Here is a 14,692-nt window from a genome sequence, read left to right as displayed (position 1 = left end):
CAAGCATCTCCTTGTTAACTTAAACCGCCAATTAACCGATGGCTTATTTGTTAAACAATAAGAACAAGTACCTATTCAATGAAGACGACCGTTTAATACCAAGTCAAGGAATTCATTAGCTCTATTGACGTTTTACTGGAAGCCACGTCGGATCCAAGCAGGCGGTTTCGCCGAGGCTGCAAGCTGTGTTGCCTGGAGAACTAGCGGACTGCGGACAGGAGAAACCATCTGTTGCAGCTCTGCGAAACAAGGTTGCATGAATGAGAAAATATATGTCAAAGCATACCTTTTTCAGCATTTTGTTTGCTTCCTTCAGGTTCGAAGGTTCAAAATCTCGCCGCGTTTGATTGATAAGCAACTATTGGCTTAGGTTCACCATCTGCGATCCCTTAGCAAACCCCCAATTTTAACGTATGGTGTTAAGTACAGCCGCCTGTGAATAACGCGACACATGCTCTCGTAACCGATTTCATACGAATGGCTCGGATAGTCCGCGAAAGTCGCGTTGACCAACCCACTTGAGAGGTGCCCAATGTCGTTCTCTAACCGCCCACCAATTTCGCGTCGTCAGTTTCTGTACACAACTGCTGCAAGTGCCGCAGCCGTTACGCTTCACCCCTTCTCGGCTGCTGCGGCGAACAACCAGGCACATTTGCGGATCATGGAAACAACCGACATCCATGTTCATGTATTCCCCTATGATTATTATGCCGACAAGCCCCGTGACACGGTGGGCCTGTCCCGTACGGCTTCGATCATAAATGAAATCCGCTCTGAGGCGACGAACTCGCTTCTGGTGGACAACGGAGACTTTCTGCAAGGAAACCCAATGGGCGATTACATCGCCTATGAACGCGGTATGAAAGAAGGGGGCAGCCATCCAATCATCACCGCATTCAATACGATTGGCTATGATGCGGCCACACTGGGCAACCACGAGTTTAACTACGGATTAAACTTTCTTGAGACCTCATTGGCAGGTGCGGATTTCCCAGCGGTTCTGGCTAATGTAGCAAAGGAGAAAGGCGCAAGCCCGCGCGAGGACAAGACGCTTGTCCAACCATACGCCATTCTCGACCGCGAGATCGAAATGGGTGACGGCACAAAACATCCGATCAAGATCGGTGTGATAGGCTTTACGCCTCCGCAGATCATGAACTGGGATCGCAAGCATCTCGAAGGCAATGTCCAAGCGCGGGATATCGTTGAGACGGCAAAGGCTTTTGTCCCTGAGATGCAGGAGCGGGGCTGCGACCTGATCATCGCCTTGTCGCATTCCGGGATTGGGGACGCCAACCATGAAGATGGTATGGAAAACGCGTCGGTCGTGCTGGCTGGCGTCGAAGGGATCGACGCGCTGGTCACAGGTCACAACCATTTAGTTTTTCCGTCGCCTACCTTTGCAGACCGCCCCGGAATTGACGTCGATAAAGGTACTCTGATGGGCAAGCCCGCCGTCATGGGCGGGTTCTGGGGGTCGCATCTTGGTCTGCTTGATCTGCTGCTGCAACGGGATGGAAATGAATGGCGGGTGGTGACAACCACATCCGAGGCGCGGCCTATCTCGCGGCGGAACGAAGACCGGTCAATCACCGCCTTGGTCGAAGATGATGAGCGCGTCCTGGACTCGGTTGCGACGGATCACGACGAAACGCTGGCCTATGTTCGTCGCGCAGTTGGCAAGACCTCGGCACCGCTGCACAGTTATTTCGCGCTGGTCGCAGATGATCCCTCAGTCCAGATCGTCTCGATTGCGCAGAAGTGGTATGTCGAAGAGATGCTGAAAGGCACCGAACATGAAGGCCTGCCGATCCTGTCTGCGGCAGCGCCTTTCAAGGCTGGTGGCCGCGGTGGTCCGGAATACTACACCGATGTACCCGTTGGTGATGTTGCCATCAAAAACGTCGCGGATCTCTATCTCTATCCGAACACGGTGCGCGCAGTCCGCGTGAATGGAGCGCAAGTTAGGGGTTGGTTGGAACGGTCGGCCGGAATGTTCAATCAGGTTGAGACGGGTTCAAAGGATGCGATCCTGCTGAACCCGGAATTCCCGTCCTACAATTTCGACGTCATAGATGGCGTGACCTATGAAATTGACCTGTCCCAGCCATCGCGCTTCGGACCCAAGGGAGAAGAGATTAACCCCGATGCAGCGCGCATTGTGAACCTTTCTTACGACGGCGAACCAGTTACCGATGATATGGAGTTCATTATCGCCACCAACAACTATCGCGCATCAGGGGGTGGTTCATTCCCCGGAGCTTTAGGTGACACAATCGTATTTGAGGCCCCGGATACCAACCGCGACGTCATCGTTCGCTACATTGTCGAACAGGGTACGATTGATCCAAAGGCAGATGCCAACTGGTCTTTTGCTCCGCTTGCGGACACGACTGTTTTGTTCGAGACAGGCCCGAAAGCACGGGATTACATAGGCGACGTCAAGGGTGTCACAATTGAGGACGCCGGAGAAGGTGCCGACGGCTTCGCAGCCTTCCGGATCAAGCTCTGACTCTATTTGGGCTCAAAAATAACCCGCCATCAAAAAAGGTGGCGGGGTTGTTTCAGTTGCCTCGCGGCCCTCTGTAGCGACGCGAATTTCATCGCTTTTGCTAAGTGCGGCTCGTCAGACGAGACACTTACTACAAACGCGAAACTCGGGCATGGGTGGAGGTCGGAAACAATAGGCAAAGACATCTTCTGACCCCAGTAAGGCTAAATTGGATATGTTGAACAGTATGAACAGAACCCATGCTTTATTTGAATGCCGATAAAAGCAAACCGCAGTCTTGGTCGAAAACCCCGTGTCTACCCTTATTGTTCTTGCAGGCAATTCTTCGGGTTATTGCGTTTCAACTTCGAATGCTCCGTGACCAAGTCAACCAACTCTGGACGGCATGAACCACAGTTCGTTCCAGCCTGAAGGGTATCTCCGATATCGTCCACATCGATCAAACGTTTGTCGTGAATGGCGCTAATGATGGTCTTTAATCCCACCCCGAAACACGAACAGATGATTGGTCCACAGTCTTCAGAAGCGGAAGATGACCGGCCAGACAGAATCTGATGGAGTGAGACCTCAGGCAAAGTTGCCAAAAACTCTCGCATTAGTGTGATGGGTTGTCGGGAAACAAAGAGCGCTGCCAAAAGGCGCTGTCCGTCAGACAATGCGATCCTGTACGAGCCGCGTTTGGAATCTTCGATTGAAGTCACTACGGCATCGGATAGCCCAAACCACTCGCGGGCTTTGTCTTCCCAATCGTCAATATCTTGCTTCCCCGCTAACTCGATCCTGTAACCTTTGGCCGTTTTGCTCATTGCCCAATATTCTGCCGTAGGTGAGGCCGCATCGACGGACACGGCGAAACCGTACCACGAGGCATTCATACGTCGCACAGAAACGGCCGCCGCCTTGCTCTCAGGCTGTCCAGAGATTGGATCGACTACACTTGGAACAAGCGCATCCACACGGGCTGTTGGCGCCGTTTCACCTGTCCAGTGAATGGGAGCAAATACTTGACCTGGCGCGACGGTGTCTGTGATGCGAAGTCGAAAGATGCCGCTTCCGACCACGCTGTTGAGCTCAACCAAATCTGCGGTACCAAGACCCAACCGATCAACGTCCTTCGGATTAACCTCGACGTATGGTTCGGCCAAATGGGCCGAAAGACGGGGAGACAACCCAGACCGAGTCATAGTGTGCCACTGATCCCGGTTTCGTCCTGTGTTCAACAGAAACGGGTATTGGTCAGACGTCGCCGCTTTGGGTGAACGATGAGTGACAGGAACAAAACGTGCTTTGCCATCCGGATGAAAAAACTGCGCATCACCGAAAAATCGGCCATCCGATTTGCGAGATGTCGTCGGCCACCGTGACGGGTTCAGATCTTCGTAGTCCGAGTCATCAATGTCCGAAAATTCGTTAATGTCCAAGTCTTTGCCAAATGCCACGGCAAGCGAAGTCATGTTCGCGTATTCTCGAAAAATCTGCGCCGGTGACTCATAACTGAATGCCTCGGTCCACCCCATGCGGCGGCCCACCTCGGCCATAACATCCCAATCCGCACGTGCTTGTCCCGGAGGTGACAGAACGACGCGTTGTCTGCTGATCGTGCGGTCTGAATTGGTTACTGTTCCGCTTTTTTCGCCCCATCCCGCAGCGGGCAACAAAACGTCTGCAACGCGTGCAGTGTCTGTTCGGGCAGTCAGGTCACTGACAACTACGAATGGACTTTTTTTGATAGCCGCCATCACTCGGTCTGCATCCGGCATGGTGGCCGCCGGATTGGTGTGGATGATCCAAAGTGCCTTTATCTGACCGCCTTCGACAGCGCGAAACAGGTCAACCGCTTTCAGCCCCTGCTTTTCTGGCATCTTTGGAGCTTTCCAGAAGTCCTGGACGGCTGTTCTGTGAGCTTCGTTTTCGATATCCAAGTGACATGCGAGCATGTTGGCCAAGCCACCGACCTCTCGGCCTCCCATAGCGTTAGGCTGACCGGTGACCGAGAACGGACCCATCCCTGCGCGCCCGATCCGCCCGGTGGCCAGATGGCAGTTCAGGATCGCGTTGACCTTGTCTGATCCGCTGGAGGATTGATTTACTCCCTGGCTGAAGATCGTAACAACGCGCTCTGTACCGATCCATAAATCGCAAAAAGCCTCAATTTCATCAGGGCTTAGCCCGGTCTCATTCGCATCATCAAGCTGCGCGAGTTCGAGGGCTTCATTGAACCCCAGGCTGCGATCCAGAAAATCCGGAGCAATATGCCCCGTTTGGTGAATTCTGTTCAGCAACCGATTGAACAGCGCCACGTCACTGCCGGGTCGCAGCGCCAGATGGAGATCTGCTTGATCGCAGCTTGCTGTTCGACGCGGATCGACAACTACAATCTTCGTACCGCGCGCCTGACGGGCAGCTATGACACGCTGATACAGAACGGGGTGGCACCAAGCGAGATTCGAGCCAACCAAGACAACCAGATCAGCCTCGTCTAGATCCTCAAAGGTTCCGGGTACTGTATCTGTCCCGAAGGCGCGTTTGTGCCCGGCCACGGTCGAAGCCATGCATAGCCGCGAGTTGGTGTCGATATTCGCCGAGCCTATGAAGCCTTTCATCAGCTTGTTGGCAACATAGTAGTCCTCGGTTAGCAACTGTCCTGATACATAAAAAGCCACGCTGTCCGGCCCATGCTTCTTAATTGCGGCAGAGAACCGATCTGCGACCAATTGCAAGGCATTGTCCCAACTGGTGTCCTGGCCAAAGGCGCGAGGAGCCAGCAACCGGTGTTGCAGCCCGACAGTTTCACCTAACGCCAGTCCTTTTGAACATAAACGACCACGGTTCGCCGGATGATCCGGATCGCCGCGAACGGTCAAACCTCCGACCCCATCAGGCCTCAGGAGCACACCGCAGCCAACCCCGCAATAAGCGCAGGTCGAACGAACTTCGGGTAGGCTGGTGCCGTCCATCAGGCTGCGCTCCGTTGAGCAACCGCGCTGACGTCGAGCAGAATACGATCATCTTCGAGGCGCACCGGATATGTGGTGATCCGACCGTCATCGGCACCCTGCGCTTCGCCTGTGTTCAGGTCGAACACCCAATTGTGTAAGGGGCAGGTCACCGACTGGCCGTGGACAATGCCTTCGGACAATGGGCCACCCTTGTGCGGGCAGCTGTTTGTCGCGGCGTATACTTCTGCCTTGGCGGTCCGGAAGACGGCGATACAGCCGATATGGGTTTTGACCAGACGCGCTCCGCGCAGTGGTATGTCGTCGATATGTCCGATGTCGATCCAGCTCATTCCGCCGCCTCCAGTGTGAAATCTGCAATCGGCGCATAAGTTTGCGCCTTGTCGCGCACGTGTTCGGCCCATGGATCCTTGCGGTAGATGCTTTGCGACAGTTCAAACCGCGCGACCAAGTCGGCCCGGTTTTCAAGATCATCCACAATCTGCGCCTTGACCCAGTCCATGCCGACCTTCTCCAGCCATTTATACAATCGATCCAGATACTTACCGCCTTCACGATAGGCCTGGGTGACGGCCATCACGACCTCGATGGCCTCGTCTTCGGTGGGCACCTGACAGAGCAACTCGGTCTCTTTCACGTCCATACCTGCGGCCCCGCCGATGCTGATCTGATAGCCAGATTCCACGCAAACGACACCGATATCCTTGCAGGTCGCCTCAGCACAGTTGCGAGGACAACCGGATACTGCCAGTTTCAGCTTGTGCGGCGTCCACGAGCCCCACAGGATTTTCTCCAGCTTGATACCAAGGCCGGTGCTGTCCTGCGTGCCAAACCGGCAATGATCGGTTCCGACACAGGTTTTGACCGTCCGCAGACCCTTGGAATAGGCGTGGCCCGAGACCAGACCAGCCTCGTTCAGATCCGACCAGATCGAAGGCAGATCCTCACCCTTCACGCCCAGAAGATCGATGCGCTGACCGCCGGTGACCTTGACGGTTGGCACATCATACTTGTCAGCTGCGTCAGCGATGGCGCGCAGTTCTCCGGGGGTAGTGATCCCGCCCCACATGCGCGGCACAACGCTGAATGTACCATCCTTCTGGATATTGGCGTGTTTGCGTTCGTTCACAAACCGGCTTTGCGGGTCGTCCTGATATTCCAAAGGCCAATCCGCCAGCAGGTAGTAGTTGATCGCCGGACGGCAGACATGGCAGCCATTTGTCGTTGTCCAGCCAAGCTCCTGCCAGACAGCGGCCTGGCTTTTTAGTTCCTGGCCCTTGATTAAACGCCGTACGTCCTCATGCGTCAGATCGGTGCAACCGCAGATCGGTTGCGCCGTTGGCATTTGGAATTCATCGCCCAGGGTGACTTGCAACACCTGTTCAACCAGCCCCGTGCATGTCCCGCACGAGGCGCTGGCCTTGGTGCTTTCACGCACGGCGCCCAGACCGTTGGCGCCTGCGTTGATCGCCTCAACTATGTTTCCTTTACATACGCCGTTGCAGCCGCAAATCTCCGCTTCAGGCGGCAATGCTGCAACGGCTGAAAGAGGGTCCGCGGTATCGCCCCCCTGATAAGCCGGACCGAAGATCAGCGTCTCGCGCATGTCTTCGATGCTAGTACTGTCCTTGATCAGGCCGAAGAACCAATTGCTATCGGCAGTGTCGCCATACATGACCGCGCCGACCAGACGATCCTCTTCGATGACGAGCCGCTTGTAGACGCCGCGCGAAGGGTCGCGGAACACGATATCCTCACGTCCCGGCCCATCCGCGAAATCGCCCACGCTGAACAGATCACAGCCGGTGACCTTCAACTTCGTTGAGAGGGTTTTCTGAACAAACGCTGCCTCTTCGCCCAACAGCACCTGCGCGGCCACTTTCGCCTGATCATAGAGCGGCGCGACAAGGCCAAAGACCGCCCCGTCATGTTCGACGCATTCTCCCACGGCGTAGACATCCGGGTCCGAGGTCAGCATCTGGTCATCCACACGAATGCCGCGCCCGGTTGCCAGCCCTGCCTCCTGCGCCAGCGCGGTATTGGGGCGGATGCCCACCGCCATGACCAGCAGATCACAGGGCAGTTCGGTCCCTTCATCCAGTAACAGAGCGCGGACCTTGCCGTCTTCCCCGAGGATTTCCTTGGAATTCGCCTGCAGGCAAATCTTGATGCCTTTGTCTTCGAGCGACTTCTTCAGCAGATAGCCTGCAGCTTCGTCCAACTGACGCTCCATCAGGTGGCCCATGATATGAACGACCGTGACGTCAACCCCATGCGCGGCCATGCCCGCGGCGGCTTCAAGCCCCAGCAGGCCGCCGCCGATGACGACAACCTTGTTGTCCGGGCCCATGCCCATCATCTGCTGGGTGTCTTCCAGATCACGATAGGCAATCACGCCGTCCAGATCATGACCGGGCAAGGGGATGATGAACGGGTTAGACCCGGTGGCGATCACCAGCCTGTCGTATGGAACGTGGCCGTTTGCGCCCACGACCACCTTCATCTCGCGGTCGATTTTTTCAACTTTTTCGCCAAAGCGGCAGGAGATGCCGCGCTCGGCATACCAGGTGTCGTCATGGGTGACGATCTCTTCATAGGTCTTCTCACCCGATAGAACGGGGCTCAGCATGATGCGGTTGTAGTTCCCGCGAGGCTCGGCGTTGAACAGGGTGATGTCGAACGCATCCGGCGCGGCATCGGTCAGGTGTTCCAGCACCCGACCTGAGGCCATACCTGCGCCAATGACAACAAGTCTTTGCTTCATGATTTCACTCCGCTGCAATCGCCTTGGGGGCGGGTGTGTTGGGCTTGGCGCCGTGTTCGTAATCTTCGAGGAAATCGAGGACTTCCTGCCGGTAGGCGTAGTAGTCCGGATGTTCCAAAAGGGCCTTGCGAGTGCGCGGCCGCGGCAGGTCAACCTTGGTGATCCTGCCGATCGTTGCCTGCGGGCCGTTGGTCATCATCACCACACGGTCGGCCAGAAGGATCGCCTCATCCACGTCGTGGGTCACACAGATCGCGGTGACCTTGGTGCGGGACCAGACCTCCATCAGAACTTCTTGCAATTCCCATCGTGTGAGGCTGTCGAGCATTCCAAACGGTTCATCCAGCAGCAGCAGTTTGGGAGACAGGGCAAAAGCGCGGGCGATGCCGACGCGTTGCTTCATGCCGTTCGACAGGTTTGAGGCGGATTTGTCCATCGCATCGGCCAGACCGACCCGCTCCAGATAGTATTCGACCACATCCTGCCGCTCGGCCAAGCTGGCCTTGGGATAGACTTTATCCACCCCAATCGCGACGTTTTCCTTGGCGCTGAGCCACGGGAACAGGTTGGGTGACTGGAACACGACGGCGCGCTCAGGATCTGCCCCTTCGACATGGCGTCCATCCAGTTTGATCGCGCCTTTCGAGATGTCGTTCAGCCCAGCGGCCATTGTCAGAACCGTGGATTTGCCACAGCCAGAGTGGCCGATCAGCGAGATGAATTCTCCCTTGTCGATCTTCAGGTCGAAATCCTCGACCACGGTCAACGGGCCTTTGGGAGTCGGATAAACCTTGTGCAGTTGCGAGAAGTCTAGGAAGCGGTCCTGGATCATCCCTTTCTGCGCCTCTGCCACCGCCGTTGGCACGCCATGAATTGGGGTGACATCGGGCAGGATGCGCGAGCCTTCGACCTTGGCCTCGATTCCCACATCCATCAGGTATTTGGTGACGTTAGCGCGCAAGCGCTTGAATGTTTCTTCGTTGTTCATCGCGCCCCGATCCCGTGGGCGCGGGATCGACACCCGAAACTCCTGTCCGAGCGTACCATCCGGGTTCAGGGCAATGATCCGGTCGGCCAGAATGATTGCCTCATCCACGTCATTGGTGATGAGGACACAGGTTTTCTTGTTAGCCTCCCAGATATGTTCAATCTCATCTGCCAGATTGGCACGGGTCAGCGCATCGAGCGCTGACAGCGGCTCGTCCAGCAGCAGCACCTCGGGATTCATCGACAAGGCGCGCGCTACGTTGACCCGTTGGCGCATCCCGCCCGACAATTCCGCCGGGCGACGCGTTGCGGCATGGCTGAGGCCTACCATCTTGACGTAGTGCGCCACCTTCTCAGCTTTCTCGGCCTTGCTGAGGCCGGGAAAGACCGTATCCACCGCGAGCCCTACATTTCCGCTGACCGTCAGCCACGGCATCAGCGAATAGTTCTGGAAGATCACGCCCCGTTCCGGGCCCGGCCCTTTGATCGGGGTGCCTTTGAAGGTGACTTCGCCCTTAGATGGTGTGTCCAACCCCGCCATCAGGTTGATCAGGGTCGTCTTGCCGGTGCCCGAGAAGCCGAGGATCACCAGAAATTCGCCCTCTTGCACGTCCAGATCAATGCCTTTCAACACATCGGTGTGTGCGGTGCCTTCACCGAAGGATTTCGAGGCGTTCTTGAAGCTCAGAATGCTCATCTCGATCACCGGTTATTCGTGAAGGTAAACAGGGATTGCAGCGCGTACATCACTCGGTCCAGTAGGAAGCCGATGATGCCGATGGTGAAGACCGCAACCATGATCTTGGCGAGCGAGCTGGACGAGCCGTTCTGAAACTCATCCCAGACAAATTTGCCCAAGCCGGGGTTCTGCGCCAGCATTTCAGCCGCGATCAGAACCATCCAGCCGACGCCCAGCGACAAGCGCAGGCCAGTGAAGATCAGCGGCAAGGCCGAGGGCAGCACCAGCTTGGTGATCTTGGTATAAGTGTTCATTTTCAGAACCTTGGAAACGTTTACCAAGTCTCTATCGATGGATGCCACGCCCAGAGAAGTGTTGATCAGCGTGGGCCAAAGCGAACACAGGGTCACGGTGATAGCAGAGATCAGGAAGGATTTCGCAAACCAGCCGTCATTGGTGACGTAAACCGCCGAGACGATCATGGTCACGATCGGTAGCCATGCCAGCGGTGAGACCGGCTTGAAGATTTGGATCAGCGGGTTCAGCGCCGCATTTGCAGTCGGTGAAAGGCCAGCAGCGATCCCAAGCGGAACAGCCACAACCGTAGCAATCAGGAAGCCGAAAAACACGGTTTTGATCGAGGTCCAGATTTGCTGGTAGTAGGACGGAGCACCGGTGTAAGCGACTTGCTTGACCTCATCCGCCCGGCCCGCATCGATCAGCTTCTGGTTCCGTTTCTCAACCATCGCCTCGAACTTGTCGCGTTTGGCGGCCTTGGCCTGCGCGTCCTCGTTCAGGTTGATCATTTCTTCCCAGACCTGAGCCGGTCCGGGGACCGCGCCCAGAGAGGTTTGAACTTTGGGTGCCAATGTCCCCCACAACAGCAGGAACGCGCAGATCGACAAAAGGGGAACGACCAGAAGACGCCAGATCTCGGTCATCTGGGCGCGCGGGTTGTCTCCGGCAGCGGCCTTCAGAACCGGGGTGGCCCAGCTGAGGCCCAGAACCTGGAACCATTTGTCGGCAGCGTTGATGCGGGTGTACAGGCAGGCGCGGCGCGCCTCTCGGGCGGCGTCTGCGTTTAATTCGGGATCGACCGTTGTCATCTGATGTGTCCTTGCGATGGCGGGGCACTTTGTGGTCCGCGCCCGACCGATGCCGGGCACGGCGTTTCAGGGTTAGCCTTGCACGTCCGAACCGACGATCTTCTGATCGCCTTTTAGGCCGATGGGCAGGCTTTCGAGATAGGCATTGGGGGTACGGCCGTCATAGGCGATGCCGTCGATAATATCCTCGGCCGGGGTCGGCGCTTTGTAGCCATCACTCTCCCAAGGGAAGTCGGCTTCATTTGCCAGACCTTCGTCGACCAGCAGGCGCGCTGCTTCCAGATAGATCTCGGGTTTGTAGACCGATTTCGCGACGTCGTGATACCAGCTGTCCGGTTTGGCCTCGGCAATTTGCCCCCAGCGGCGCATCTGGGTCAGGTACCAGACAGCGTCCGAATAGAACGGGTAGGTCGCATTATAGCGGAAGAACACGTTGAAATCGGGAACTTCGCGCTTGTCGCCCTTTTCGTATTCGAACGTGCCAGTCATCGAGTTGGCGATCACGTCGTAATCGGCGCCTACGTATTCCGCACGGCTGAGGATTTCGACCGCCTCGGGGCGGTTGGCGTTGTCATTTTCATCAAGCCAGATCGCCGCGCGGATCAGCGCTTTGGTAACGGCCAAAGTGGTGTTGGGGTATTGTTCAGCGAACTTGGCATTCAGGCCAAAGACCTTTTCCGGGTTGTTCTTCCACAGCTCATAATCGGTGATGACCGGAACGCCGATGCCCTTGAACACGGCCTGCTGGTTCCACGGCTCTCCCACGCAATAGCCATAAATCGTACCGGCCTCGAGCGTCGCAGGCATCTGCGGCGGAGGGGTTACGGAGAGAAACACATCCGCACCAATCTGGCCGGTCACGTTGTCCGGGCTGTAGTATCCGGGATGCAGCCCCCCGGCCGCCAGCCAGTAACGCAGTTCGTAGTTGTGCGTCGAAACAGGGAAGACCATGCCCATGTTGAAGGGCTTGCCTTCGGATTTGTACTTCTCGACCACCGGAGCCAGCGCCTCGGCGCTGATCGGGTGCTGGGGTCGACCATCTTCCATGACGGGGATGTTCGGCTTCATCTCTTCCCAAACCTCGTTGGAAACTGTGATACCGTTGCCGTTCAGGTCCATCGAAAACGGCGTGATGATGTGGGCTTCGGTCCCGTAGCCGATGGTTGCCGCAAGCGGCTGACCGGCCAACATGTGTGCGCCGTCCAACTGCCCGTCAATCACGCCATCCAACAGGACTTTCCAGTTTGCTTGTGCTTCCAACGTCACAAACAGGCCTTCGTCCAGAAAGTACCCATTCTCATAGGCGACAGCCAGCGGCGCCATGTCGGTCAGTTTGATAAAGCCAAAGGTCAGCTCGTCTTTTTCCAGTTCCAATTCGGCCAGTGCTGGAGACACAAGCGCCGTCGTCGCTGCGAGGCCTAAAAGAAGCTTTTTCATCTCGATCCCTTTCGGTTCAGCCCAACCCCTTGGGCAAACAAAAAAGCCGCCGACACAGTCCGCCGGGAGGAGGTGGCGGATGGTCGAGCGGCTTTGCTCATGTGAGGTGCCCTGGATTATGGGCGAATTCCGTCGGTGGGCGTCGTTGCCTGCCGATGTCCCGATTAAGTCAGTCGCGCAGCGAGACGTCATCAATTTTCGATGTTATCACCCAGAAATTTCTGCAATGCAGCGAAAAGAAATGCTGCGCTGCAATAATTTTGTGCAAACTTATCCCGCAGGCTCGAAAATGCGCCGGTCGAAAAAGACATTCCGAGACAGAATCAGGCTGCCATTGGCCGAGGCAACCGCCGTCGACTCGGGCAATGCCCCCTCCAGTTTCTCTGACGCGCCGGGTGTTTCAACGCCCAGCCCCTGCAACTCGCGGCGATAGAGATCACTGCGAAAGACCTTGGCGGCTTGTCGTTCCGCAGTTCCGGCGTCCAGTCCGTTTCTTTGCGCCAATTGATGCGCGACCCATTTCGCCTGGCTGCGCCACGGGAAGGTGGCAGCGCCGTCAAAGAATTCGACAAACCCATCCACATGGCGTTGCTCGCCGCGGGCCGAGATTGTGAATTCGCCCATAAAAGCGCGGTCGATCAGTTCGGGTGAGACGTTGAGGTAGGTTTTACGCGACAGCATCTCGGACGCAGTTGTTCGGCTGTCCGTGTTTGATAGCCAGCGCCCCGCGCGCCAAACGGCCCGCATGAGGCTGCCCAGCAAATGCGGCTCGGTTTCGGCCCAATCGTTTCTGACCGCCAACACCTTTTCAGGTGCACAGGTCCAGATCGCCTTGCCGGGCAGCAGCAGTGCGCCGACATTGTCGTCTACGGCGAATGAGCCCCAAGGCTCGCCCACGCAGAAGGCATCGATCTCGCCACCCGCGAGTGCCTTTGCCATCAGCGGCGGTGGCACAGTTCGGATTTCGACCCGTTTAGAGGCCAGCTCGGTTCTAGAAACCCAATAGCGCAGCAATTCAACATGCATTGAAAAGGGAAAAGGCACGCCAAATACCAAAACGTCACCGGCGGCCTTTGCCAGCGCAGTCCCAGCCGCAGCGGCATCAAAGAAGTCGAAGCCGTAACCTTGTTCGGTCAACCGGCCAGCCAATTGCGTTCCAACGCCGATGACATTGCCATTCAGGGAAAGGACAGACACGGCGGATGGCGGCGTTGCAATGCCACCAAGACCTAAAGCCATCGCAACGGGGATAGGCGACAGCAAATGCGCCGCATCCACATGCCCGAAGGCGAGCATGTCGCGCAAAGAGGACCATGACGGGGCTGGGTGCAGGTCCAGCGAAATACCCTCGGCATGGTCAAACCCCATCTCGCGCGCGACGATAAGCGGGGCCGCGTCGACCAGAGGCATATAGGCGACGGGCAGGATTGCGGTTCTCATGACAACAACCCCGACGCAGTTACAAGGGCTTCGGCAACATCCGCGACCCGGCGGTTCTGATTCATCGCAGTTTTGCGCAGCAGGGCATAGGCTTCGTCTTCCGACACACCCTTGGCCTTCATCAACAACCCTTTGGCGCGGTCGATCACCTTGCGATCTTCCAAGGCGCGGCGGGTCTCCGCCAGTTCGGTCCGCATCTGACGTAGTACCTGAAAGCGAGCGATGGCGGTATCGATCACAGGTTTTATGCGCTCGACTTGAAGTCCATCGACTACATAGGCTGAGACCCCAGCTTCAACGGCGGCTTTTGACAACGCGCCCGCTGCGCCCGAGACGAACATGGCCACAGGACGTTCCAGTGGACCCGACGCAACGGTCAGCTCTTCAAGCATATCGCGCGAGGGATTGTCGATATCTATCAGGACAATGTCTGGGCTATGCGTTGCGATTTTGCGTGCCAGCCCGGAGACATTACCGATCACAAAAACCTCAACGTCTCCGGACTCTTTTAAGGAATCTACAATTGCAAAAGCACGTTCTTGATTCTGTTCGACTACAACGACTGTCAGGTTTGTTTTCATAGAGAATCAAGTGAGCCCAAGCGTCATTGATCGCAATTACAACTCCATCAAAAGTAGTCATCGGACTACCGGTTCGCCCAATTTCTCAGCTTATTTTTCGCGCGCAGCGGAATGTCTGCACAGTTTCTTTGCATGTATCAAAAAATTTTACAGTGAACACCGCGGTGACGCATTGGATCGAATCTTTTTGGGGGGCACTCCTTAGCTCTGGGACGTTCAAATGCACTTC

Annotated in this window: 9 protein-coding genes; 1 reads left to right on the top strand and 8 read right to left on the bottom strand. The window is 56.5% G+C overall.

Features of this window, described 5'->3' with window-relative positions:
* The first annotated feature begins 532 nt into the window (after nt 1-532).
* Nucleotides 533-2,512 (top strand): bifunctional 2',3'-cyclic-nucleotide 2'-phosphodiesterase/3'-nucleotidase, encoded by a 1,980-nt coding sequence (locus ACR0E6_RS08630; RefSeq protein ID WP_170623052.1) that lies wholly within the window; start codon nt 533-535, stop codon nt 2,510-2,512.
* Nucleotides 2,513-2,814: 302 nt separating this feature from the next.
* Here ACR0E6_RS08630 and ACR0E6_RS08625 read toward each other — a convergent pair whose 3' ends face one another.
* The 8 genes from ACR0E6_RS08625 to ACR0E6_RS08590 all read right to left on the bottom strand — a co-directional run bounded on the left by ACR0E6_RS08625 (nt 2,815) and on the right by ACR0E6_RS08590 (nt 14,463).
* Entirely contained in the window at nt 2,815-5,469 is a 2,655-nt protein-coding gene (locus tag ACR0E6_RS08625; RefSeq protein WP_480582409.1) for a molybdopterin-dependent oxidoreductase, read from the bottom strand.
* Nucleotides 5,469-5,801 carry a nitrite reductase small subunit NirD gene (gene nirD / locus ACR0E6_RS08620; protein WP_170455998.1) on the bottom strand — a complete coding sequence of 111 codons (333 nt, stop codon included), beginning with the start codon at nt 5,799-5,801 and terminating at the stop codon, nt 5,469-5,471. Before nirD ends, ACR0E6_RS08625 begins: the two co-directional genes overlap by 1 nt.
* Nucleotides 5,798-8,233: a nitrite reductase large subunit NirB gene (gene nirB / locus ACR0E6_RS08615; RefSeq protein WP_480582408.1), complete on the bottom strand. Its 2,436-nt coding sequence runs from the start codon at nt 8,231-8,233 to the stop codon at nt 5,798-5,800. The genes nirD and nirB overlap by 4 nt, the downstream gene beginning before the upstream one ends.
* 4 nt (nt 8,234-8,237) lie before the next feature.
* The gene (locus ACR0E6_RS08610; RefSeq protein WP_480582406.1) at nt 8,238-9,917 is read right to left on the bottom strand and encodes an ABC transporter ATP-binding protein; all 1,680 of its coding nucleotides are present in this window, start codon (nt 9,915-9,917) and stop codon (nt 8,238-8,240) included.
* 5 nt (nt 9,918-9,922) lie between these two features.
* The gene (locus tag ACR0E6_RS08605; RefSeq protein ID WP_480582404.1) at nt 9,923-11,005 is read right to left on the bottom strand and encodes an ABC transporter permease; all 1,083 of its coding nucleotides are present in this window, start codon (nt 11,003-11,005) and stop codon (nt 9,923-9,925) included.
* A gap of 72 nt (nt 11,006-11,077) precedes the next feature.
* Nucleotides 11,078-12,442 (bottom strand): CmpA/NrtA family ABC transporter substrate-binding protein, encoded by a 1,365-nt coding sequence (locus ACR0E6_RS08600; protein ID WP_170523101.1) that lies wholly within the window; start codon nt 12,440-12,442, stop codon nt 11,078-11,080.
* Nucleotides 12,443-12,712: 270 nt separating this feature from the next.
* Nucleotides 12,713-13,882, bottom strand: a complete 1,170-nt coding sequence (locus tag ACR0E6_RS08595) for an ABC transporter substrate-binding protein (RefSeq protein WP_480582402.1) — start codon at nt 13,880-13,882, stop codon at nt 12,713-12,715.
* Nucleotides 13,879-14,463 (bottom strand): ANTAR domain-containing protein, encoded by a 585-nt coding sequence (locus tag ACR0E6_RS08590; RefSeq protein WP_170523107.1) that lies wholly within the window; start codon nt 14,461-14,463, stop codon nt 13,879-13,881. The genes ACR0E6_RS08595 and ACR0E6_RS08590 overlap by 4 nt, the downstream gene beginning before the upstream one ends.
* Between the last annotated feature and the right edge of the window lie 229 nt (nt 14,464-14,692).

This window comes from Ruegeria sp. AP12 (assembly GCF_056540025.1).
This window is presented reverse-complemented; position numbering and strand designations above follow the sequence as displayed.